Here is a 20,656-nt window from a genome sequence, read left to right on the forward strand (position 1 = left end):
CGAGCCTTGACTCCTGCTTCACTGCTTGTATGGTTAGTTACATGAGTAACGAACCAAAGAGGCGGTGGTGCTCATGATCGATGACAGCAAGCCGATCTTCCTTCAGATCGCAGAGCTCATCGAGAACGGAATCGTGGACGGAACCATGGCCGAAGAGTCGCAGGTGCCCTCCACCAACGAGTTTGCTGCCTTCCATCGGATCAACCCGGCGACCGCCGCCAAAGGCGTCAACCTGCTGGTGGATTCAGGAATTCTGTACAAGCGCAGGGGGATAGGGATGTTCGTAGCAACAGGGGCCCGCGCCCAGTTGATAGCGCGCCGCACCGAAGAATTTGTCGAGCAATACGTCAAGCCGCTGGCTTTGGAAGCCCGGAAGCTGGGCATTACGGCCGAGCAGCTGAACACCATGATTGAACGCACCTCCGGGCTTGTACCGGAAACCGGGACAGACAAGGAAAGGAGCGCGGCCCTGTGAACGAGACCATCGTCGAGGCCCGTCACCTGATCAAGCACTACAAAGACCTCAACGCACTGGACAACGTCAACCTCAGCCTCTCCGCGAACCGTATCTACGGCCTGCTGGGGAGAAACGGCGCCGGGAAGACCACGCTGATGTCCATCCTCACCGCCCAGGCCTTTGCCACCTCCGGGGAAGCACTCGTCTTTGGCGCCAGCGCCTATGAAAATGACGCCGTGTTATCCAGGATCTGCTTCATCCGGGAATCGCAGAAGTATCCGGACGATTTCCAGCCCCGCCACGCTTTCCGCTCGGCCGCCCTGTTCTACAAGGACTGGGACCAGGGTTTCGCGGACCGGCTGGCTGAAGACTTCCAGCTTCCCCTCACACGCCGCATCAAGAAGCTCTCACGGGGGCAGTTATCCGCCGTCGGGGTCATCATCGGCCTCGCCTCCCGCGCAGAACTGACCTTCTTCGATGAGCCGTACCTGGGGCTCGACGCCGTTGCCCGGCAATTGTTCTATGACCGCCTGGTTGAGGACTACGCCCGGCACCCGCGAACCATCATCCTCTCCTCCCACCTGATCGATGAGGTAGCAAACCTCCTGGAGCACGTAGTGGTGATCGACCGGGGCCGGATCATCATGGACGCCGATGCCGAGGAGATCCGGGGTTCGGCGGTCACGGTATCCGGTTCTGCCGAAACGGTGGATTCGTTCCTCAGCGGCAGGAAGGTCCTGCACCGCGAAACGCTCGGGTCCCTGGCGTCAGTGACCGTGGACGAGGTGTTGGATCACCGCGAACGCACCGAGGCCCGGGAGTTGGGCCTTGAACTGTCGCCGGTTTCCTTGCAGCAGTTGGTGGTGCGAAAGACCATGGCCGGCGCCGACTCTGCAGGGACGCCGAGTGGCGACTTCGCCGATGACACGATGGAGGCACGACGATGAGCAGGACCATGGCAGTTGCCCGGATGCAGCTGATCAACAAGTGGACGTACATCGGGTGGCCGTTGACCATCCTGGCGGCTTCCTTCCTCATGTCGCTGGCCATCTTTGCGCTCATACCCGTCACCGAAGGGAAAAACGGCGGCGGCAGCCAGGCGCCCCTGTGGTACTTCCTGGTCCTGGGAATCCAAAGCATGACCCTGGTGTTCCCGTTTTCCCAAGGACTGAGCATCAGCCGCAAGGCTTTCTACCTGGGAACCCTGGGCTTGTTCTCGCTCATTGCGGTGGGCATGACGGTGCTCTATATGCTCGGCGGCGTCATTGAAAAAGCCACCAATGGCTGGGGTGTCTACGGCTACTTCTTCAACATCCCGTGGGTGACGGACGGTCCGTGGTATTCCACTGCCGCGTTTTTCTTCGTGGTGATGATGTTCATGTTCATCATCGGGTTTTGGTTCGCCACGGTCTTCAAGCGCTGGGGGACCACCGGGACGTTGATCTCGACCCTGGGTACCGGGCTGCTCCTGATTGGTGTGGCCGCCTTGTCCACCTTGCTTCAATGGTGGGGAGCGATTGGGGCCTGGTTTGCCCAGCAGAGCCCCCTGAGCATCAGCGGCTGGGCAGCGCTGCTGTGTGTGGTCCTGGCTGCCGGCTCCTACACAACCCTTCGCAAAGCCACCCCATAGGGGTCAACGTGTAGCGTTCGCCACAATACTGGCCTGGAGAGGCCGCCCCGCCGCGGAAATTGGCAGGGGCGGCCTTTGCCGGCTGTAACCTTGTCCAGTGGCATTGGACTTTACGGCGATCGACTTTGAAACAGCCAACGGCTTCCGGGGGTCGCCGTGTTCGGTGGGCCTGAGCAAAGTCCGCGGCGGAGTCGTGGTGGAAGAAGCGTCCTGGTTGATGCGCCCCCCGGAGAACCACGACCACTTTGAGTTCCACAACACCCGCATCCACGGGATCAGGGCCGAAGACGTTGCCGGCCGTCCACGGTTCGGTGAACTCTTTCCCGAAATCGGTGCGTTCATCGGCAGTGACGTCCTCGCAGCCCACAACGCAGCCTTCGACCTCGGAGTCATCCGTTCCGGCCTCGAAGTATCAGGGCTCGCCGGCCCCGCCTATGACTATGTCTGCACTGTCATGCTTTCCCGGCGCTGCTACTCCCTGGTGTCCAACTCCCTGCCATACGCCGCGGAAGAAGCCGGGGTGCCCCTGGTCAACCACCACGATGCGGCGGAGGATGCCCGGGCCTGCGCTGGAATCCTGGTGGACATCGCCCGGCGGAACAACGCGAACAGCATCGCCGAACTGTATCTCTCCCTGGGCCTTAACCTTCCCCGGCAGCCGGCGTTCGATCCCTCCCAAGGTCTTTCCAAAGCCACCCGTTCTGCGCTCGCAGCCAGGATGGGAAGCGCTGGTGAAGCTGCGCCGGACCGCGCTGCCGGAGGTCCCAGTGGATGGTCGGCCTGGCCCGAGGAAGGCCCCAATCCCTTACCGAATCCCAGTGCGGAGCCGGGGCACCCCTTGTACGGACAGACTGTGGTTTTCACCGGGGATCTTGCCATCACCCGGCCTGAAGCCAAAGTGCGTGCCGCGGACATGGGAGCCCGGCCCGAGAGCAGGGTGACGGCAAGGACCACCGTGCTGATCGTCGGCGACGGTTTTGTGGCCGGGGACCTGCGCGCCGGTCGACTCACGGGCAAAGCCAAGCGGGTGCTGGAGCTCCATGCCAAGGGCCAACAAATCGAGGTTGTCTCCGAAGGCGAATTCCTGCAGATGGTGGGCGGGGGCTAAGCCCTGACCGCGGAGGGCGGGAACGGACACGGCCGTGTTCACACTGCGCAACAATGCTTCCCGCCCGATGAACTGCGCTCCTAGCCTTGGTGGATGACCAAGCTTCCCTTTCGCCCGGCGCAGCTGCGTGGGCACGATGATGCTGCAGGGGCAGATTCATACCGCAGGACTGATTGGCGTGCCGTTTTCGCGTTCCCCAATCCCGTGAACGACTACGCTGCCCGCATCACCGCCGGGCTCGTGGTGGTTCTGTCCGGGGCAACACTGGTGACCGGCTGGGGATGGGGCCTGGCGGTACTTGCCACAGGTTTTTGGCTCCGCGTGCTGTTTGGTCCCCGTGTTTCCCCGCTCGCGCTGCTTTCGGTTAAAGTGCTCGCACCCAGGATCGGGCACGTGAAGCTCGTTGCCGGCCCGCCCAAGCGCTTTGCCCAAGGCATTGGCGCCGCCTTGACCAGTGCCGCCGTCGTGCTGTTCTTCACCGGCCACCAGCTCGCTGCCTGGGTCCTGCTGGCTGTTTTGATCGTGGCGGCCTCGCTGGAGGCGTTCGCCGGCTTTTGCCTGGGCTGCGCAATTTTCGGCTTCCTGCAGCGCCGCGGCATCATTCCCGAGGCTGTTTGCGAGGCCTGCAACAACGTGGCGCTCCGCAGCTCATAGCTCCCGTCATCCGGTAGTGACGGCCAGAAGCCTCTCTCCCATGCCACGGATGACCTCGGGGGCTTCCAGGGCGGCGAGCCAGTCGGCAGGGAGGCATTCTTCGCCGTAGAAGGCCCCCAGGATGTTGCCGGCGATGGATCCGGTGGAGTCGCTGTCACCGCTGTGGTTGATGGCAACGGCCACAGCATTGCCGAAGTGCTCCGCTGGTGAAGCGCCACTCGTGGCCAGTACGGAGTACAGTCCGACGGCGAGTGCCTCCTCGGCGACCCAGCCCTCACCGAGCGCTGCGGTGAGCTCTTCGGGTTTCAGGACGGGGGATTGCTGCGACAACTGCAGGGCGTTCTCCAGCCGCTCGCCAAGTTCCGGCGCTTTGGTGGGAACATCGTTTACGTAGCTGAGGGCTGTGGTTGCGGCATCACGGACGTCGCTGCCGGCCACGATGTTGTGGATCAGCAAGCTGAAGGCCGCTGCGCTAAGCCGCGCTGAAGGATGGCCGTGTGTCAATGAAGCAGCGTCGGAGCTCAGCTTATAGACAGCCTCCCGCGGGATGTGGGGGACCAGTCCAAAGGGTGCTGAACGCATCACCGTGCCGCATCCCTTGGAATCGGGATTCACCGGACGGGCCACCGTGCCCATCTCCCCGGTAGCCAGGCCGCTCAGGCAGGCATTCCCGGGTGCCCTGCGGTGCCGGAGCACTTCCTGGGCATCGATCCACCGGGGTTGGGGTGCGGGTGCGGACGAGGCAACAGCGACGTCCTGGGTGTTGAGCCACCGCAGGTAAGCCAACCACAGGCAGGCAATCTCGTCCGCAGCCACGCCATCGTTGGCCCACTCCAGGGCTTCCACCAGGCCGTCAACGGTGTACAGCGTCATCTGGGTATCGTCCGAGAAGTGGCTGCCGCCGTCGAGCTGTCCAAAGCCAGTCAGGCCGGCAGGGCCGTACTTCGCACGGATCGCTGCGATGGAATCAAACTCCACAGCATAGCCAAGGGAATCACCCAGCGCGCCACCCAAAAGTGAGCCATGGACACGGGATTCGAAGGACGGCGCTACACGGGAGGAAGGTTCAACACTCATGCCAGTAACTTACCGTGCCCGCGAACGCCCGCTGATATGGTGGGGAAGCTGCCCGGCACCGATGAAACCTTGGAGGAACCTGCGTGCGTGAACCTGCTTGGCGACGATCCGGCAAGACACCTGATTACCGGTTCTCGCTTGCCAACGAGCGCACCTTCCTCGCCTGGATCCGTACCTCCCTGGCCCTGCTTGCCGGCGCCGTAGCAGTTGACCAGCTGGCTCCCAACATCGCGCCGGCTCCGGTTCGGCTGGTCCTTTGCGTCCTTTTGGCACTGGTCGGCGCAGGTTTGGCCGCCTTGTCCTACCGCCGGTGGGGGCACATGGAAGCGGCAATGCGCAACGACCAAGCGCTTCCCTTCTCCCGTGTCATGTTGTTCATGACCATCGTGGTGGCCCTGGCAGCCTTCGCCTTCGCGGTACTGATCCTGGTGGCCCGGTGATAAAGGACATCCCGTGAGTGCCGACGTCCGCGATCCCGGCCTTCAACCGGAGCGGACCACGCTGGCATGGCGCCGGACCCTGATCTCCCTGGTGGTGGTGGACCTTTTCATTTGGCGGAGTTGGTTGACGTCGGAGCCGTCCAGGGGCACACTTGCCCCCGGGCTCCCGGGGCTTGACTACCAAGGCCTCTGTGCGCTCATGTCAGCTCTTGCCACCGTCGTCCTCGCCTCCGTGGTGTGGGTTCGATCACGCCAGCTCCAGGCCGGGAACGCCGCTGCTTCCCCTCAGTTGGTCCTGGTCAGCACCGTGGCCGTAGTGTGCCTTGGTGGAACGGCGATCGCCGCCATAGCTTTGGGCGGCTAAGCTCGAAGGCAGGATTCAGCAACCGCCCAGACTCGGCTGGCACAATGCTCAGAGCTTTGGACTTCCAAACGGCGTACCTGCGCCAAGGATGCGCCGGGCAGCAAGCACCACTGGACAAGTGCGCGCAGCACGCTTCGGGGCCGGCCGGGCCGCCTCCCTGACCAACCTTAAGGACACATTCGACATGACCTCTCCTGTTCAGGCCACTTCCGAACCCCAACCGGGGCTTTTTGCCCGCTTGTCGGCTGAGGCGTTGGGATCGATGTTCATTGTGGTCGTGGCGGTGGGTGTCGGGATTTTCTCCAACCCGGGCGGGGCACCTGTCCCGGTTGCCCTGGCGGCAGGCCTGACAGTGACAGTCGCCATGCTGGCCTTCGGGCATGTGTCCGGTGGCCACTTCAATCCGGCCATCACCCTCGGCAACCTGGTAGCGGGCCGGATCCGGGCCATCGCTGCAGTGGCCTACCTGGCGGCCCAGATCGTTGGAAGCATCGCTGGTGCTGCCCTCGTGTACTTCGTGGTGACCACCGTCCCCGTGCTGACGAACGCCCGCGCTGCCTTCGACGTGGTGGCTCCCGGCTTCGGGGAGCACGCGCCGGCCCAAACGCAGATGGCGGGGGTCCTGATGGTTGAAATCCTTGGTTCTGCCCTGCTTGTTGCGGTTTTCCTCGGAGCGACCGCCGGCCGCCGGGCTGTTCCCGCAGTGGCTCCCTTCGCCGTAGGCCTTGCCATGGTGGTGCTGCTCCAGCTGGGGCAGGTCCTGGGCAACCTTCCTTTCAACCCCGCACGGGCAACGGCCCAGGCTTTCTTCAGTTCACCTTGGGCCATTGAGGGCCTGTGGCTCTTCTGGGTGGCACCGCTGATGGGCGCGGCGCTGGCCGGTCTCGTCTTCCGTGGTTTCCAGGGCCTTACCGCAGCCAACGGTGCCGGGACCACGGATGAGCAGGCGGGCGCTGCTGACGGAGTCCACGATGAATTCGATACCGACCAGGATGTCACGGTAGAGGCGGCCGAAACCGCTGATGCCAAGGTCCACGACGCTTCGCCGGGCAAGAGCACGGTCAGCCGGGCACCTGCCCCTGCTGCCGCCGCAGATGATGCCCGTGATTTCTTCGACGGTAAAAAGGGCTGACTGCCGGACAGGATCGACGCCGGACGGCCCGCCTCCGCTTTATTGTCGGTGCCCCCGGTTAACTTGGGATTATGCGGTTACTTCACACTTCGGATTGGCACCTCGGCCGGTCATTTCACGGCGTTGGCATGCTTGAAGCCCAGCGCGACTTCGTGGACCAATTGGTATCGGTTGTCCAGGCCAAATCCGTTGACGTCGTCCTGATCGCAGGTGATGTCTATGACCGCGCTTTGCCGGGCCTTGACGTGGTGAAACTCCTCGATGATGCCTTGGTCCGGATCTCCCATGCAGGTGCCGCCGTGGTTTTGACCAGCGGCAACCACGACTCCGCCATCCGGTTGGGCTTCGCTTCCCGGCTGTTGGAGCGTGGGGGAGTGCATCTCCGGACCCGGGTTGAGGACCTGGACGTGCCGGTGGTCATGCCATTGGGGCCGGACCCTGGCAGCGGGGACGTGGCCATTTACGGGATTCCCTATCTGGAGCCCCGGCTGGTGGCTGAACGGATGGGCGTCGAAACTGCCAACCACTTCGATGTCACCTTGGAGGCTGTGGAACGCATTCGGCGTGATGTGGAGCGCCGCCGGGAAAACGGACCGGTCCACCCTGTAGTCCTCGCCCACACTTTCGCCAGCGGAGGCATCACCTCGGACAGCGAGAGGGACCTCAGCATCGGCGGACTGGGGGCTGTTCCATTGGATCTTTTTGAGGGCTTCGCCTACACCGCACTGGGGCACCTTCATGGCCGCCAGGAACTTGCGCCGAACGTCCGATACTCAGGTTCGCCGCTGGCCTACTCTTTCTCCGAGGCCAAGCACCGCAAGGGCGCCTGGCTGGTGGACATCGACGCCGACGGTGAAGTGAAGGTCGACGAGGTTTTGTGGGAAGCTCCCAAACCGTTGGCCATCCTGCGCGGCACGCTGGATGGCCTGTTGGCATCAGGGGAGCACGCATGGGCGGAAGCTGCTTACTGCCAGATCACGTTGACGGATGCACAACGCCCCGCCCAGGCAATGGAGAGGGTGCGAACCCGTTTCCCCGACACCTTGGTTCTGGCCTTCGACCCCGAAGGCGTCGAAGCCGTGGCCAAGACCAGCTACAGCAGCCGGCTCGCCGAGGCCGAAGACGACCTCGACGTCTGCTGCGGCTTCCTGGAACATGTCCGGGGACGCGGTTCAGGCGAGGCCGAGGAAACCGCCCTGAAGGAAGCCCTTGAAGCTGTGCGATTGGAGGAAGCGGAGCTGTGAGAATCCATCGTTTGGACATCGAAGCCTTCGGTCCCTTTGCCACGCCCCAGCACATCGACTTCGACCAACTCAGTGCCCAGGGCCTCTTCCTGCTGAACGGCGCTACCGGTGCCGGGAAAACCAGCATCCTGGATGCCATCTGTTTTGCCCTCTACGGCTCCGTCCCGGGTGCACGGCAGGAAGGAAAAAGGCTCCGCAGCGACCACGCGGCCCCGGGCGCGGAACCACGCGTGGTGTGTGAGTTCTCCGCTCGTGGAAGGCGTTTCGAAGTAACGCGCTCGCCCGCGTGGGATCGGCCCAGCGCCCGTGGGCGCAACGGCTTCACCACGCAACAGGCCAAGACGCTGCTCCGTGAAAGGGTGAAGGGCACCTGGGAAGAGAAATCCTCCAGGAATGATGAAGTAGGGGCCGAGCTTTCCGACGTCCTGGGAATGGACCGGGAGCAATTCACCAGGGTAGTCATGCTGCCACAGGGTGATTTTGCCGCCTTCCTCCGGTCCAAGGCAGGGGACCGATTGGAACTGCTCCAAAAACTGTTCGGCACCCAGCGCTTTGAAGCTGTTGAGCGCCATCTGGCACGGCAGGCCGTTCTCGCTGCCGGGGCCGTCCAGGAGAACACAGCGGAACTGACCATGCTGTTGGACAGGGTTGCCGCCGAACGGCAACAACTGGGGACAACCCAGGCCGGGACGGGGGATTCCGAAGGTGCCTCTGCCACCATCGTCGCAGGGCAAGATCCCGAGGAATGGCTGGCCGGGGTGGAGGACGAAGCCACGGCCGAGTGGCAGCGCCGTCAGGACCATGCCGCAGACGCCGGGTTTTTGGCCACGCGACTCGCAGCCAAAGCCGTGGAAGCACAGGACAAGGCTGCACGCCACGGGCGTCTCGCCGCTGCGATGCAGCGGCGGGTCCTTTTGGAGTTGGCCGCTCCCCGCGCGCAGGAGAACAGGGAAAGGCTCGGCCGGCATCGGCGTGCCGCTGTTCTTAGCGGCCAATTGGATGCCGTGGATTCGGCAGCCCGCAAAGTCGAGGCTGTCGCTGGGCTAGCGGCCGGTATTCGCGCAAAATTGGACGCAGCCGATATTAACCCCCAGAACCCTGCCACATCCCTGGAGAGCGTCAAGGCAAGTTGCGCCGTGCTGGAGGCACGTCTTCCCGATGAGCAGCGCCTGGAAGGTATCGCAACACGGCTTTCAGCCAAACGCGCAGCGTCGGCCGAACATGCTGCTGCAGCTGAAGCGGCACGCTCCGCATTGGACCAGCTTCGCGACGAAGCGGCTGATGTGGAGTCGCAGATTACGGTCCTCGAACCTGTAGCAGGGAAGCTGGCAGAGCTGGAAGGGGAAGCTGCGGCGGCCACCGAACTGGTGGAGATTGTGGCCCGCCACGCCACTGCTGCCGAAGATTTGGAGGACATCACCGGGAAACATCTCCGTGCCCGGACCGTATCCCAGAATGCCCGCCAGCAGTGGCTCGATCTGAGGGAGTTGCGCCTTGCCAATGCGGCGGGAGAGCTGGCAGCAGCCTTGGAAGACGGTTCGCCATGTGCCGTATGCGGCAGCACGGACCACCCTAACCCAGCTGCCGCAGTACGTTCGGCCCTCTCGCTCGCCCAGGAAGAGGAAGAGCTGAAGGAGCGTTTCGATACCTGCGAGAAAGCCGAGGCCAAGCTTGCAGAGCAGGTCTCCGCGGCAGCCCAGGTTCTCGCCGGCCTGAAAGCACAAGGAGGCTCTGCGGACGCCGCCGACGCCGGGACGAAGCGTGAGGATGCCAGGAAGGCCCTCTCGGAGGCCCGAAAGGCAGAAGCTTCCTTGGAGGTGCTGCGGAGCCGTCACAAGTCCCTTGACCGGCGCATCGCACTGGTGGAGGAAGAACGCGCCGGCTCCCTCTCGGCCGCTGCCCAGGCAGCTTCCGAGGTGGGGTTGTTCGAGGAACAACTCACTGAACTGGAAACCGAACTCTCCGGCTTGAGGGGTGGCTTCAAGAGCCTGCGCGAAAGGTTGGAGGCCCTGTCGGCTGAACGCACTCTGCTGCAGCAGGCCGCTGATGCTGATCGGGACATCGAAAGCGCAGCACAATCGCAGGCGGATGCCTTTGCCTCCCTTGACCGGGCGTTGCCGGAATCCGGATTCGGGTCTGCGGAGGAAGCACGTCGTGAACTCCTGCCGCCGGCCGATGTTGTTGGCCTTGAAAAGGACCTCACCGATTTCGACGCTGAGTCTTCCCGGCTCGACGAGCTGTTTGCCGGTGAGGACCTGGTCCTGGCCGCGAAGGAAGCGGGCATTGGCGAGCTTCCCCTGCCAGAGGCGGAACTTGACGGCCTGGAACAGTTGGCTGCCGAGGCTGCCGACAAAGCACGTGAGGCCGCCGTTGCAGCAGGGTTGGCTGGAAAGTCGGTCCAAGCTGTTGTCCGGCTCAGGGCTGAGTACGGGGTGCTCGCCCAGTCGGGCAAGGAGCCGCGGAACAAGGCCCGGCTGCTCGCAGAGTTGGCAGACACGGTGCGGGGAGCCGGTGACAACAGTTACCGGATGAGCCTGAACACGTATGTTCTGGCCGCGCGCCTGGAACAAGTGGCCATCGCCGCCTCGGAGCGGCTTGTCGCCATGAGCGATGGCCGATACACGTTGCAGCACACTGACGCCAAGGCAGCACGGGGTGCGAAGTCGGGACTGGGTCTGGAAGTGGTGGATGAGTGGACCGGCCAGCGCCGCGACACCTCAACCCTTTCCGGCGGGGAGTCTTTCATGGCCTCGCTGTCCCTTGCCCTCGGCCTTGCCGATGTTGTCCAGCAGGAGGCCGGTGGCGTGGATATTGAGACGCTGTTCGTCGATGAAGGCTTCGGCAGCCTCGACGAGCAAGCACTGGAGCAAGTGATGGATGCTTTGGAAGGACTGCGTGATGGAGGCAGGGTTGTTGGCCTGGTAAGCCACGTGGCCGAGATGAAGCAACGCATCACCAGCCAGGTGCAAGTAGTCAAAGGCCGGCACGGATCCACGGTGCGCATCGCTGAAGCGGTGCCGGCCTAGGACATATCCGATAGACTTAACCCGTTACACCGGGTCGCGCGCATCGGGAGGAGGGACGATGCGCATCCTTTAGCGAACCCGGATTAATGGAAAAATCTTCAGTGGCCTCCCAGCCCCTCCCTTCTGCGACCTCACGCCCATCACGCCTGCCTGGCCGTTTCGCGCGGCTTCCCGAGTTGGCAGGACCTGGTTTCCTGCCCTTGGGCCTCTTCGCCCGGCTTCCCCTGGCCATGCTCACCGTCGGAACCCTGACACTGGTCACCGCCGTCAGCCAGTCCTACGCCATTGGCGGCATGGCTGCCGGGGCTGTTGGCATCGGTTCTGCCCTTGGCGCGCCGGTCCTTGGTTCCCTGGCTGATCGCGCAGGTCAGCGGATAGTGCTTCTCGTGGCCGCGGTCATCAACGCATTGGCTGTTGCCGGATTGCTTGCCGCGGCGTACCTCACCCCGGCCTACGGTTCGGCAGGTGATGCCGCAGTCGTCCTGGTGGCGGCTTTCATGGCCGGTGCGAGCTGCCCGCAGGTTGGTCCGATGGCAAGGGTCCGCTGGATGGCACTGACCACCCGCAACCTTTCCCCCTCGGCCACCAGTGGAAGCAAGAGCGTGGCATCAAACCGTGCCGATCTGGATACCGCGTTGTCCTATGAGGGCACCGCTGACGAAGTGACGTTCGTCCTCGGACCTGCGTTGGTGGGTGTCCTGGCCAGCATGGTGGCGCCGTGGCTGCCACTGGCCCTGGCAGCGGTCATGACCATCACATTGGTGCCGGCTTTCGCCGTCCACCCCAGCCAGCATGCAGTGGTTCCCGCACCCCGCAAGCCGGCGCCCGGCGTCGTGCCTTCCGGTGATGGGGCTGCGCAAACGGGTCCGCAGCGGCGCAACCGTTGGGCTGGAGCAGTAGTGGCCGTTCCGGTCCTTGCCATGGTGTGCATGGGTACCTTTTTCGGGGCGACCCAAAACGCGCTGAGCGCCTATTCAGCGCAGTACGCAACGGCCGAGATCGCAGGTCTTTTGTATGCCGTGATGGGTCTGAGTTCCGCTGTGGCGGCTCTGTCCGTAGCCTTTTGGCCGCAACGGTTCAGCTTGGCCTCCCGTTGGGTCGCGGCTGCCCTTGCGATGTCAGCATTGTCGTTCCTGCTCCTGTTGCCCGCCGGTATCTGGCCAATGGTCTTTGTCCTGCTGATCCTGGGTATTCCCGTGGGCCCAGTGATGGTCACCGTGTTCAGCATCGGCGGAGTGGTGGCGCCGGCGGGTCGCATGGCCACAGTCATGACGGCCCTGGCAAGTGGAATCGTTGCAGGTACCGCGTTGGGTGCCTACCTGGCGGGGCAATTGGCCCAGACACAGGGGCCCGGTGCGGCCTTCGTGGTTTCGATGGCAGCCGCGGCGGGCCTTCTGGTGCTTGGCGTCCTGACATCCTTGGTGATGAAAAGCAGGCCTCAGGCGTAACTCCAGCTACCGCGGTTCGCTGCGGTATCCGGTGGGGGAATTCCCGAAAGCTGCGCGGAAGATGCGGCTGAAATGGGCGGCATCGGTGAACCCCCACCGCGCCGCGATTGCCGTGACAGCTCGATCCGCCAGCACCGGATCCCTGAGGTCCCGCCGGCAACGTTCCAGTCGCCGTTGCCGGATGGAGGACGCTACAGTGGTCCCGATTTCCTGGAAGAGGTCGTGCAGATGCCGCGTGGAAATGTAATGGGCAGCGGCAATGGTCCCGGGGGAGAGCTCGGGGTCACCGAGGTTGGCCTCGATGTAGTCATGGATTCGGCCCAACAGCAGCAGGTGCGGATCCCTCCCTGTCTCGATCAGTTGATCGAGTTCACCGTTGAAAAGCGTGGTGACCAGGTCCAGGGCGTTGTGGACCAACCGGAGCCCGTTGGTGCCGGAGAGGGCTTCGAGGTTATCGGCCAGCTTGACCAGGAAGGGGCTGATGAGTTCGCCCAGGCCCTCATCGCCCGGAATGCGCAAGGCCGTCACATGTCCCATCGCTTCAGCGGGCAAGTCCAGCAGGACGTGCGGGAACATGAGCACCAAAGTGCGGAAGTCGTCGTCGAACGTTAGTTGATACGGGCGGGAGGTGTCGTAGATGGAGAGATCGCCGGGGAGCAGCACGGCCTCGCGTTCGTCCTGAACCAGGCGGCCCGATCCCGCCAACTGGATGCTGAGTTTGAAGAAGCGTCCTGCTGACTTGGCAATCAGCTCCGGTGTGCGCTGGACAGTGTGGGGACCGGCGGTAATTTCCACCACGGAGATTTGTCCCAGCACGCGTGCCCGCATTGTTCCGTGGAAGGACGCTGCCTGGAACGAGGAACTGACCGGACCCGTTGCCAGCAGGGGCACAAAGGAGGTGGAGATCGCCTTGCTCCACTCCTGGAACGACTCCGCCACGATGGTTTCCACGGTTGCGGGGCCCGTATCAGCCGCGACGGTCATCAAACTCCTTCTTAGTGGCCCGCGGCGCCGCTGCCACTGATGCCGGGAATGCCCGGTTGTGCGGACGTGAGCTTGCCCACGATTCTACACCGGGCGCCCCGTGCGTCCGTGCTTGCGTGCTCCGACAAACACCCTGCCGTGTGAGACAAGTCACGCAGGGACCATGCGGTGGAAGATTGCGGAATGACAGACATCGTGCCGCGCAATCTCCCGTGGCACCGAGGCAGGAGCACACTATGAGCGTGGACAACCCCGTCAAAGGCAAGGCCGCTGGAGCCGTAGGCACCAGGAGGCGTCTGGGCGTACCGGCAGTAACCTTCATGATTATCGCGGCCTCGGCACCGCTGACCGTGCTTGCGGGTGGAGTAACCACCACCTTCGCCGTTACCGGGGTCACCGGTGTCCCACTGTCCTTCCTGATCCTGGGCGCAATCCTGGCTTTGTTCGCTGTCGGTTACGCCGCAATGAGCCGCTACGTCACCAACGCCGGGGCGTTCTACGCCTACATTGCCCAAGGCATTTCCAGGCCGGCCGGTGTGGGGGCATCACTGATTGCCCTCATGGCCTACAACCTCATGCAAGTGGGCATCTACGGCTTGTTCGGCTTCACCGTCTCATCGCTGTTGTCCGCGAGGCTTGGTATCAGCGTGCCGTGGTGGATTCCTGTGCTGGTGTGCATCGCAATCGTCGGATGGCTGGGAGTGAACAGGGTGGATCTGTCCGCCAAGGTGCTGGGCGTCCTGGTCGCCCTGGAGTTCCTGGTGGTCATTGCCTACGACGTCATCAGCCTCGCAGTAGCGCCCGAAGGCATCAGCGCAGCAACCTTCAGCCCCGAAAGCCTGTTCGTTCCCGGGGTTGGAGCAGTCCTCTCCTTCGGTATTGCCGCCTTCATGGGTTTCGAATCCGCGGCCATCTACGGTGAAGAGGCCAAGGACCCCAAACGCACCGTGGCCCGGGCAACCTTCTCGGCCGTTGGCATCATCGCTGTCTTCTACGCAATCTCCGCTTGGGCCATGACCGTAGGCGCCGGCCCCTCCGCTGTGATTGAGGCGGCCACCACCAATGGGCCTGACATGATCTTCGCCTTCCTGGGCACCCGTGGCGGCGTCCTGCTCAGCGACATTGCCCAGATCCTCTTTGTCACCAGCCTCTTCGCCGCACTCGTCAGCTTCCACAACGCCGTAGCCCGCTACTTCTTCTCCCTCGGACGAGAGCGTGTCCTGCCGTCGGCGCTGGCCAAGGTGCGGGCCGCCAGCGGGGCACCCTTTGCCGGTTCGCTGGCACAGACGGTCATTGCCGTCGTCGTAACCATTGCCTTTGCCATTGCCGGCTCCGGCTCGGAAATGGGCGAGCTGTATCCCGTCCTGACCATGTTTACCTGGCTCACCAACAGTGGTGCCATGGGGCTTGTGCTGTTGATGGCCGTGGTCTCTGTGGCAGTGATCGGATTCTTCCGCCGCCAGCAGCACGGGGCAAGCCTGTGGGTCAGGGTGATCGCTCCCGGCCTGGGGTTCGTGCTCCTGGCGATCGTCTTTGTGCTCATCATGGCCAACTTCAACGTCCTGCTGGGGCAAACCGAGTCAACGGCCGCCTCGTTTGTCCTGCCGATGCTGGTGCTGCTGCCCGGAGTTGTTGGACTCATCTGGGGCCTGCGTCTCCGGCGCTCGCAGCCTGCACTGTACGCCCGGATCGGCCATGGTTCCGAAGACTGAGAACTGTCCTTGATCCAGAAGGAAGCCCCGGCGGGTGTTTCGCCCGCCGGGGCTTCCTTGTCCTGTTTCCGTGGAGCTAGATTCCCATCGCCGGGTTGAGCCCGGGGCTGTGCTGGCTGATGCTGATCAGCCGGCCGTGGGCGCCGAAAGTGAAGTGCACCGGCGCGATGCCCGCCTCGTCCCAACCGAAGAGGCTGCCGTGGGACCGGATGGCATGGGGATCACGGTGGTCCGCAATGGTCACCGATCCGCACGGTATGACTTTCTCGCGCCACGTGAAGACGAAGATTCCGGGGCGGATCTGAAAGACGGTGTTGGAGTCCGTGTCCGCCAATCCGCGCTCGGGACCTGCCAGGCATTGCCAGGTGTACCAGGTGGGGCTGAGGTAGATGTGCTCATAGGCGTGGGATTCGCTGTAGACCCATTCAACTCGCCGCCCAATGAGTGCGTTGCTTTCTGAAATTTCGGCCCCCGTGGGATGGTGGCCATCGAGCGTCCCGGGGCGGAAATCGTGCTGGACGGCCACACTCGACGCTGTTGCCCTGCCCAGTGCGGCACCAATGTACAGCGCCCTGCCGTGCAGCAGGTCCAGGACCAGGGAAACGGCGAGTCCGGGATCCTGGGTGCTCTGCCATTGGACGTAGTACAGTTCCTCGGCCACCAGGAAGGCCTCATAGGGTGCGGTTCCTGACTGGCCGGCCGCAGCCCACTGAACTTCTTCGTCATCGAAGCTGAAAATCATGGGGCCGCCGTCATTGCTGAGGGAGAACTGCTTTCCTGCCAGGTCCTGCACGGTGGGCGCCTTGTTGGCGTCGAAGCCGGGGGCCAGGCCGTCCAACGGCAGCCAATTGGAGGTGTCTAGGAGATTCAGGCTCATGGGTTCCTTCTCGGGCTCGAAAGAAGGACCGGACGGCATGTCCGGTCCTTCTTTCGAGTATTCAGTTCCCGTTGCTGCCGGTCTTGTGCTGTGGGGCACGCCACTTGACCTGCACGGAAAGGTTCAAGCCAGCTGGCTCTCAATGCGTGCCGCACTGGCCGCCAGTGCCTGGCCAACGGCGTCAGGGTCTTGGTCCAGGCGGATATAGACGACGGCGATCGCGGCGGGCCGTCCGCCGGGGACCCTGATGGGGGCGGCAATGGAGGACAGTCCGGCGATGACTTCGTCGTGGCTGGTGGCGTAGCCCAGGCGGCGCGCCTGATGGGCTTCGGGGCGGTAGGGGTTTCCGGCGCCCATCTGCTGCCAGCGTTCTTCGGTCATGGTGGATTGAATGGCGATTCCGGGCGCGCCGGTACTGACCGGGTGGCGGCTTCCGGGGTGCTGGGCCAGCGCAGCGCCGGCGTGCCGCGGTTCAACGGTGACCAGGGTGACGCACTCTTGATGGTCCCAGACGGCCACGAAGGCCGTCATGTGCAAGGTGTTGGCGAGTTGGGTCAGTTCCGGCAGCGCGGCGGTTTGCAGGTTCCGGGAGACGCCACTGGCAAGGACTGCCAGCCCGGGCCCGGGTTGTACCCGCCCGGAGTCATCGCGCACCAGGAGGGAATGGTCCTCCAGGGTCCGGAGAATCCGGTAGGCCACGGAGCGGTGCACACCGAGCGCTTCGGTGAGCTCGGCAATGGTCAGTGGATGGTCGGCGGCCGCGAGGATCTCCAAGGCGCGGATTCCCCGTGACAAGGTTTGCGACGGCGGTGCTTGTGCCGCCGCTTCCGTTGGAGGGTGGACATCGCTGCGGGGATTCATGCGAACCATCCTATGTTGGTGCGAACTTCCCGAGGGCTGTGCTTTGGGTCACAGAATGTAGTATTCTTTCCTAACTGACCGTTCTGTCGGTTAATGCAAGTCAAACGCCGACCAGTCACTCTCACCCCATGGAGTTCCAATGACCGCAACTTCCACTGTCGACTCCCAGTCAGGACCCAGCAGTAAGCGCGAAGAGCGCCGGGTACTGGCCGGAACGCTGGTAGGCACCACCATTGAGTGGTACGACTTCTTCATCTTCGCCCAACTCACGGCAACACTGTTGGCACCGTTGTTCCTCTCTCCCTTGGAGAAGTCCAACCCCGGAGTCGCCCAGCTCTTGTCGTTCGCCACGATCGGCATCAGCTTCCTGTTCCGTCCCCTCGGGGCATTCGTCGCCGGACACCTCGGCGACAGGATGGGCCGTAAAGCCGTCCTGGTCATGACACTGGTCATGATGGGTGCAGCCACCGCCCTGATCGGCTTGCTGCCCACCTACGCCACCATCGGTGTCTGGGCTCCGGTCCTGCTGATCACGCTCCGCGTGGTCCAGGGCTTCTCCGCAGGCGGTGAGTGGGGCGGTGCCGCGCTCATGGCCGTGGAGCACGCACCGGTCAAAAAGCGCGGACTCTTCGGCGCCTACCCGCAGATCGGTGTGCCCATCGGCATGATCCTGGCCACCGGCCTGCTGTTCATCCTTCAGACGGCCATGTCCAAGGAAGAATTCGCCTCATGGGGATGGCGTGTGCCCTTCCTGCTGTCCGTAGTCCTGATCGTGGTGGGCTACCTCATCCGCCGCGCCGTCGGCGAAAGCCCGGTGTTCAAGGAGATTGCCCAGCGCAAGGCTGAAAGCAAGGCGCCCTTGGGTGAGCTCTTCCGGAAGAACAAGAAGGAAGTTGTTCTCGCCGCTTTGATCTTCATTGCCAACAACGCCGCCGGGTACCTGCTGATTGCCTTCTTCATCTCATATGCGACCAAAGCACTCGGCATGCCTTTGCCGCCGGTCCTGCTTGCCACAACTGTCGCCTCCTTCGGTTGGCTCATCTTCACCATGGTGGGCGGTTGGTTGTCGGACAAGATCGGCCGCGTAAAGACATTCCTCATTGGTTATGGTCTGATTTTTGTGTGGATGATTCCTATGTTCCTTTTGATTGACTCGAAGAATATCGTTCTCTACGGACTGGCATTGTTCGTGCTGACCATAGGCCTGGGGCTGTCGTACGGTCCGATGTCCGCCATGTACGCGGAGATGTTCCCGGCGCAGGTTCGCTACTCCGGAATCTCCATAGGATACGCATTGGGCTCGATACTTGGCGGCGCTTTCGCCACGTTTATAGCCCAATTGCTCCTGGACTCCACCAAGTGGTCCGGTTCGGTGGGCTTGTACATCATGGGGCTGTGCATCATCTCCGCCGTAGGCGTAATCCTCGCCAAGGAAACCCGCGGCCGGCCGCTGGGCTACAGCGTCCACCACTAATTCGGGAAACTGCAAAGCGGGTGCGGTCCACAACGGACCGCACCCGCTTGTGCGTTGGAGAACGACGGCGGCTAGGGGCGCCCGCCGGCCCCGGCACCTTCCAGCCGGCTGACGACGTCGGCGTCGGTCAACTGCCCGAAGTGTTCGTAGAAGGCGCCAACAGCATGGAACTTTCCGGGTGTGTGCAATGCCATGACGAAGTCGCAGACCCGGGCCAGCGACGTCGAGGCTTCCAATGAGGCGACAGGCACGGCGGCAATGACCGTGCGTGCCCCGGCTGAACGAACAGCTTCCACGGCCGCCCGCATGGTGGCCCCGGTGGCCAGTCCGTCGTCGACCAGCACCACCGTCTTTCCGCGAAGATCGTGCCCGATGCCAGGATAGGCCTGCGCACGCCGGAGCAGCTCGGACCGTTCGTTTGCCTCCACCGCATCCAGCGCGGACTGGGAGATGCCGTGGGCGAGGATAAGTTCCTTCAGTGGCCTGTTGATGATCCTTAGAACATCCCCTTGTGACCACGCCAGGGCGCCGAAGGCGGTCTCGTCGCGGCCGGGGATGCCAAGCTTGCGTACCAGGACGGCACCGTAGGGCAGGTACAACGCGGTTGCTGCCGCAGCGGCCACGGGAACGCCACCGCGGGCCAGGCCCAGCACTATGGTGTCCGGCTGCTCCCGGAGTTGGGGGAGGGCTTCAGCCAGGCGTCGACCGGCTTCCGCACGGTCCTTGAAACGCATGCCCATCTGCTCCACTTCCACGTAATTCGTTGCCCTTCCAAGCCTACCGTCCAGACCTTGCCCGGCGGCGTATCCGCTGAAAGCATGGGCTTGTGAACAAGCCCATCGGATATTGGATCAAGAGGCTCGACGCCGCGTTGGAGGCCCAGCTGGACAGCATCCTTGCCCGGATCAAGCTCAGCCGGCGTCAGTGGCAAACCCTCAGCGTTCTGTCCGAGGGGGCGATACTTCCGGACCAGCTGGAGGAAACCTTGCGCCCTTTATGGGGGAACGATATCCGGATGCGGGAGAGGGAACTCGCGGCGTTGGTTGGCCGGGGCATGATCACCATGATTGATGACCGGCTGGTCCTTAGTGACCGTGGTCGGGAGAAGTTCCATGAAGCCCAGCGGTTTGTTGAAGCCGCCCGAGAGGACCTGTCCATGGGCATCGGGATTGACGAGTACGCCATGGCGTTAAGCGTGCTGGAGCGCATGAGCCTTAACGCGGAGCGGCTGGCGCGCTGATTACGCGGTGGTTGAAGTCGCGCGTGTGGGCACTTCACACCCATGTTTTCCCCAAACATGGGTGTGAAGTGCCAACCCGGCGCAAACTTGTCCCGCGGATCAGACGCCAAGGAACGCGATGGCGGCTTCCTTGAACGCACGGCTGGTGATGACGTTGGTGTGGGTCCGCCCGGGGATCACCAGGGTTTCCACCAGTCCGCCCCGCTTACCGGCAATGGCCGCGAGCTCCGGCATGGTGGCTGCCCGTTCGTCCTTTTCGCCGGCCACCAACAACAGGGGCATATGCGGGGCTGCTTCGGCGGGATCGAAAGGTTCTCCCTTCACGGCTTCGATGAGGGACAACATGGCGAACAGGTTGTTGCTGGGAAGCATTTGCGCCATCCTCAGCAGCCCTGCGGTGGATGCGTCCTCCACAGGCGTGCCGTCGGAGAGGTGCCGCTGGGCGGCCGCGAGGTCGAAGGCAGCCAGAGGATCCGCTGAGCTTGGGCCACCGAGGACGATCCGGTGGACCAAGTCCGGCTGGGTGGCGCCAAATTCCCAGGCCAGCCGTGAACCCAGAGAGTAGCCAATGACGTCCAGTCCCGTGGACGGATCGCCCTCGCGCAGGGGCCGGGCACCGGCGTCGGTCACTATCTGCAGAAGGTCCGCGCGAATGCGGCTGGGCGTATATGAGTCCAGATCCTCCGGGGAATGGCTCCGGCCGTGGCCGGGCAGGTCGACGGTGATCACCTGGCGGCCCGCGTCCTGGAGGGCAGTGATCCAGCCGCTGTCCTCCCAGTTCAGCTTGCTGGAAGAGGAGAAGCCATGGATCAGCAGGACAGGGCGCAAGCCGGCGTCAGTGGCGGATTCATGCACGGCCACGAACAGGCCGGGGTCGGTGCCCTCCACGGTGTGCCGGTGTTGTTCCACGGTGTGCCTGCCGGTCATG

General features: G+C 63.5%; 20 protein-coding genes. 14 read left to right on the forward strand and 6 right to left on the reverse strand.

Annotated elements, in window-relative coordinates; translation table 11 throughout:
- The first annotated feature begins 73 nt into the window (after nt 1-73).
- The 5 genes from BLQ01_RS03945 (at nt 74) to BLQ01_RS03965 (ending at nt 3,849) form a co-directional block, all read left to right on the forward strand.
- On the forward strand, nt 74-475 hold the full coding sequence (locus tag BLQ01_RS03945; protein WP_223943312.1) for a GntR family transcriptional regulator: 402 nt from the start codon (nt 74-76) through the stop codon (nt 473-475).
- Nucleotides 472-1,404 (forward strand): ABC transporter ATP-binding protein, encoded by a 933-nt coding sequence (locus BLQ01_RS03950; RefSeq protein WP_026540169.1) that lies wholly within the window; start codon nt 472-474, stop codon nt 1,402-1,404. Before BLQ01_RS03945 ends, BLQ01_RS03950 begins: the two co-directional genes overlap by 4 nt.
- Nucleotides 1,401-2,087 carry a hypothetical protein gene (locus tag BLQ01_RS03955; protein WP_091550187.1) on the forward strand — a complete coding sequence of 229 codons (687 nt, stop codon included), beginning with the start codon at nt 1,401-1,403 and terminating at the stop codon, nt 2,085-2,087. The genes BLQ01_RS03950 and BLQ01_RS03955 overlap by 4 nt, the downstream gene beginning before the upstream one ends.
- Nucleotides 2,088-2,184: 97 nt before the next feature.
- On the forward strand, nt 2,185-3,195 hold the full coding sequence (locus tag BLQ01_RS03960; protein WP_091550188.1) for a 3'-5' exonuclease: 1,011 nt from the start codon (nt 2,185-2,187) through the stop codon (nt 3,193-3,195).
- A 93-nt stretch (nt 3,196-3,288) separates the two neighbouring features.
- Nucleotides 3,289-3,849, forward strand: a complete 561-nt coding sequence (locus BLQ01_RS03965; protein ID WP_091550190.1) for a DUF4395 domain-containing protein — start codon at nt 3,289-3,291, stop codon at nt 3,847-3,849.
- Nucleotides 3,850-3,855: 6 nt separating this feature from the next.
- Here the strand turns inward: BLQ01_RS03965 and BLQ01_RS03970 are convergent, their stop codons facing one another.
- Entirely contained in the window at nt 3,856-4,926 is a 1,071-nt protein-coding gene (locus BLQ01_RS03970; RefSeq protein WP_091550192.1) for an ADP-ribosylglycohydrolase family protein, read from the reverse strand.
- Nucleotides 4,927-5,009: 83 nt separating this feature from the next.
- Between BLQ01_RS03970 and BLQ01_RS03975 the strand changes: the two genes are divergently transcribed.
- From BLQ01_RS03975 to BLQ01_RS04000, 6 genes are all read left to right on the forward strand, one after another.
- A complete protein-coding gene (locus BLQ01_RS03975; RefSeq protein WP_026540174.1) occupies nt 5,010-5,366 on the forward strand; it encodes a YidH family protein in 357 nt (118 codons plus the stop codon).
- A gap of 13 nt (nt 5,367-5,379) precedes the next feature.
- A complete protein-coding gene (locus BLQ01_RS03980; protein ID WP_091550194.1) occupies nt 5,380-5,730 on the forward strand; it encodes a DUF202 domain-containing protein in 351 nt (116 codons plus the stop codon).
- A 184-nt stretch (nt 5,731-5,914) separates the two neighbouring features.
- Nucleotides 5,915-6,862, forward strand: a complete 948-nt coding sequence (locus BLQ01_RS03985) for an aquaporin (RefSeq protein WP_091550372.1) — start codon at nt 5,915-5,917, stop codon at nt 6,860-6,862.
- A gap of 71 nt (nt 6,863-6,933) precedes the next feature.
- Nucleotides 6,934-8,106, forward strand: a complete 1,173-nt coding sequence (locus BLQ01_RS03990) for an exonuclease SbcCD subunit D (protein WP_091550195.1) — start codon at nt 6,934-6,936, stop codon at nt 8,104-8,106.
- Nucleotides 8,103-11,132, forward strand: a complete 3,030-nt coding sequence (locus BLQ01_RS03995; protein ID WP_091550197.1) for an AAA family ATPase — start codon at nt 8,103-8,105, stop codon at nt 11,130-11,132. The genes BLQ01_RS03990 and BLQ01_RS03995 overlap by 4 nt, the downstream gene beginning before the upstream one ends.
- 86 nt (nt 11,133-11,218) lie before the next feature.
- Entirely contained in the window at nt 11,219-12,580 is a 1,362-nt protein-coding gene (locus BLQ01_RS04000) for an MFS transporter (protein WP_091550199.1), read from the forward strand.
- A 6-nt stretch (nt 12,581-12,586) separates the two neighbouring features.
- On the opposite strand, the gene BLQ01_RS04005 is transcribed toward BLQ01_RS04000, so the two are convergent.
- A complete protein-coding gene (locus BLQ01_RS04005) occupies nt 12,587-13,564 on the reverse strand; it encodes an AraC-like ligand-binding domain-containing protein (RefSeq protein WP_026540180.1) in 978 nt (325 codons plus the stop codon).
- Nucleotides 13,565-13,800: 236 nt separating this feature from the next.
- On the opposite strand from BLQ01_RS04005, the gene BLQ01_RS04010 reads away from it, so the two are divergent.
- Nucleotides 13,801-15,276 (forward strand): APC family permease, encoded by a 1,476-nt coding sequence (locus BLQ01_RS04010; protein WP_091550200.1) that lies wholly within the window; start codon nt 13,801-13,803, stop codon nt 15,274-15,276.
- Nucleotides 15,277-15,352: 76 nt separating this feature from the next.
- Here the strand turns inward: BLQ01_RS04010 and BLQ01_RS04015 are convergent, their stop codons facing one another.
- Nucleotides 15,353-16,153, reverse strand: coding sequence for a MoaF C-terminal domain-containing protein (locus tag BLQ01_RS04015; protein WP_091550373.1), 801 nt, complete (start codon nt 16,151-16,153; stop codon nt 15,353-15,355).
- A gap of 123 nt (nt 16,154-16,276) precedes the next feature.
- Nucleotides 16,277-17,023, reverse strand: coding sequence for an IclR family transcriptional regulator (locus BLQ01_RS04020; RefSeq protein ID WP_035760506.1), 747 nt, complete (start codon nt 17,021-17,023; stop codon nt 16,277-16,279).
- A gap of 130 nt (nt 17,024-17,153) precedes the next feature.
- Between BLQ01_RS04020 and BLQ01_RS04025 the strand changes: the two genes are divergently transcribed.
- Nucleotides 17,154-18,488 (forward strand): MFS transporter, encoded by a 1,335-nt coding sequence (locus tag BLQ01_RS04025; RefSeq protein ID WP_026540184.1) that lies wholly within the window; start codon nt 17,154-17,156, stop codon nt 18,486-18,488.
- A gap of 71 nt (nt 18,489-18,559) precedes the next feature.
- Here BLQ01_RS04025 and BLQ01_RS04030 read toward each other — a convergent pair whose 3' ends face one another.
- Complete coding sequence (locus tag BLQ01_RS04030; protein ID WP_091550202.1) at nt 18,560-19,243, reverse strand: phosphoribosyltransferase; 684 nt, start codon at nt 19,241-19,243, stop codon at nt 18,560-18,562.
- A gap of 71 nt (nt 19,244-19,314) precedes the next feature.
- On the opposite strand from BLQ01_RS04030, the gene BLQ01_RS04035 reads away from it, so the two are divergent.
- Complete coding sequence (locus tag BLQ01_RS04035; RefSeq protein WP_091550204.1) at nt 19,315-19,728, forward strand: MarR family transcriptional regulator; 414 nt, start codon at nt 19,315-19,317, stop codon at nt 19,726-19,728.
- 99 nt (nt 19,729-19,827) lie between these two features.
- On the opposite strand, the gene BLQ01_RS04040 is transcribed toward BLQ01_RS04035, so the two are convergent.
- Entirely contained in the window at nt 19,828-20,655 is an 828-nt protein-coding gene (locus BLQ01_RS04040; RefSeq protein WP_026540187.1) for an alpha/beta fold hydrolase, read from the reverse strand.
- Nucleotide 20,656 lies beyond the last annotated feature (1 nt).

This window comes from Arthrobacter sp. UNCCL28 (assembly GCF_900102805.1).
GTDB lineage: Bacteria > Actinomycetota > Actinomycetes > Actinomycetales > Micrococcaceae > Arthrobacter > Arthrobacter nicotinovorans_A.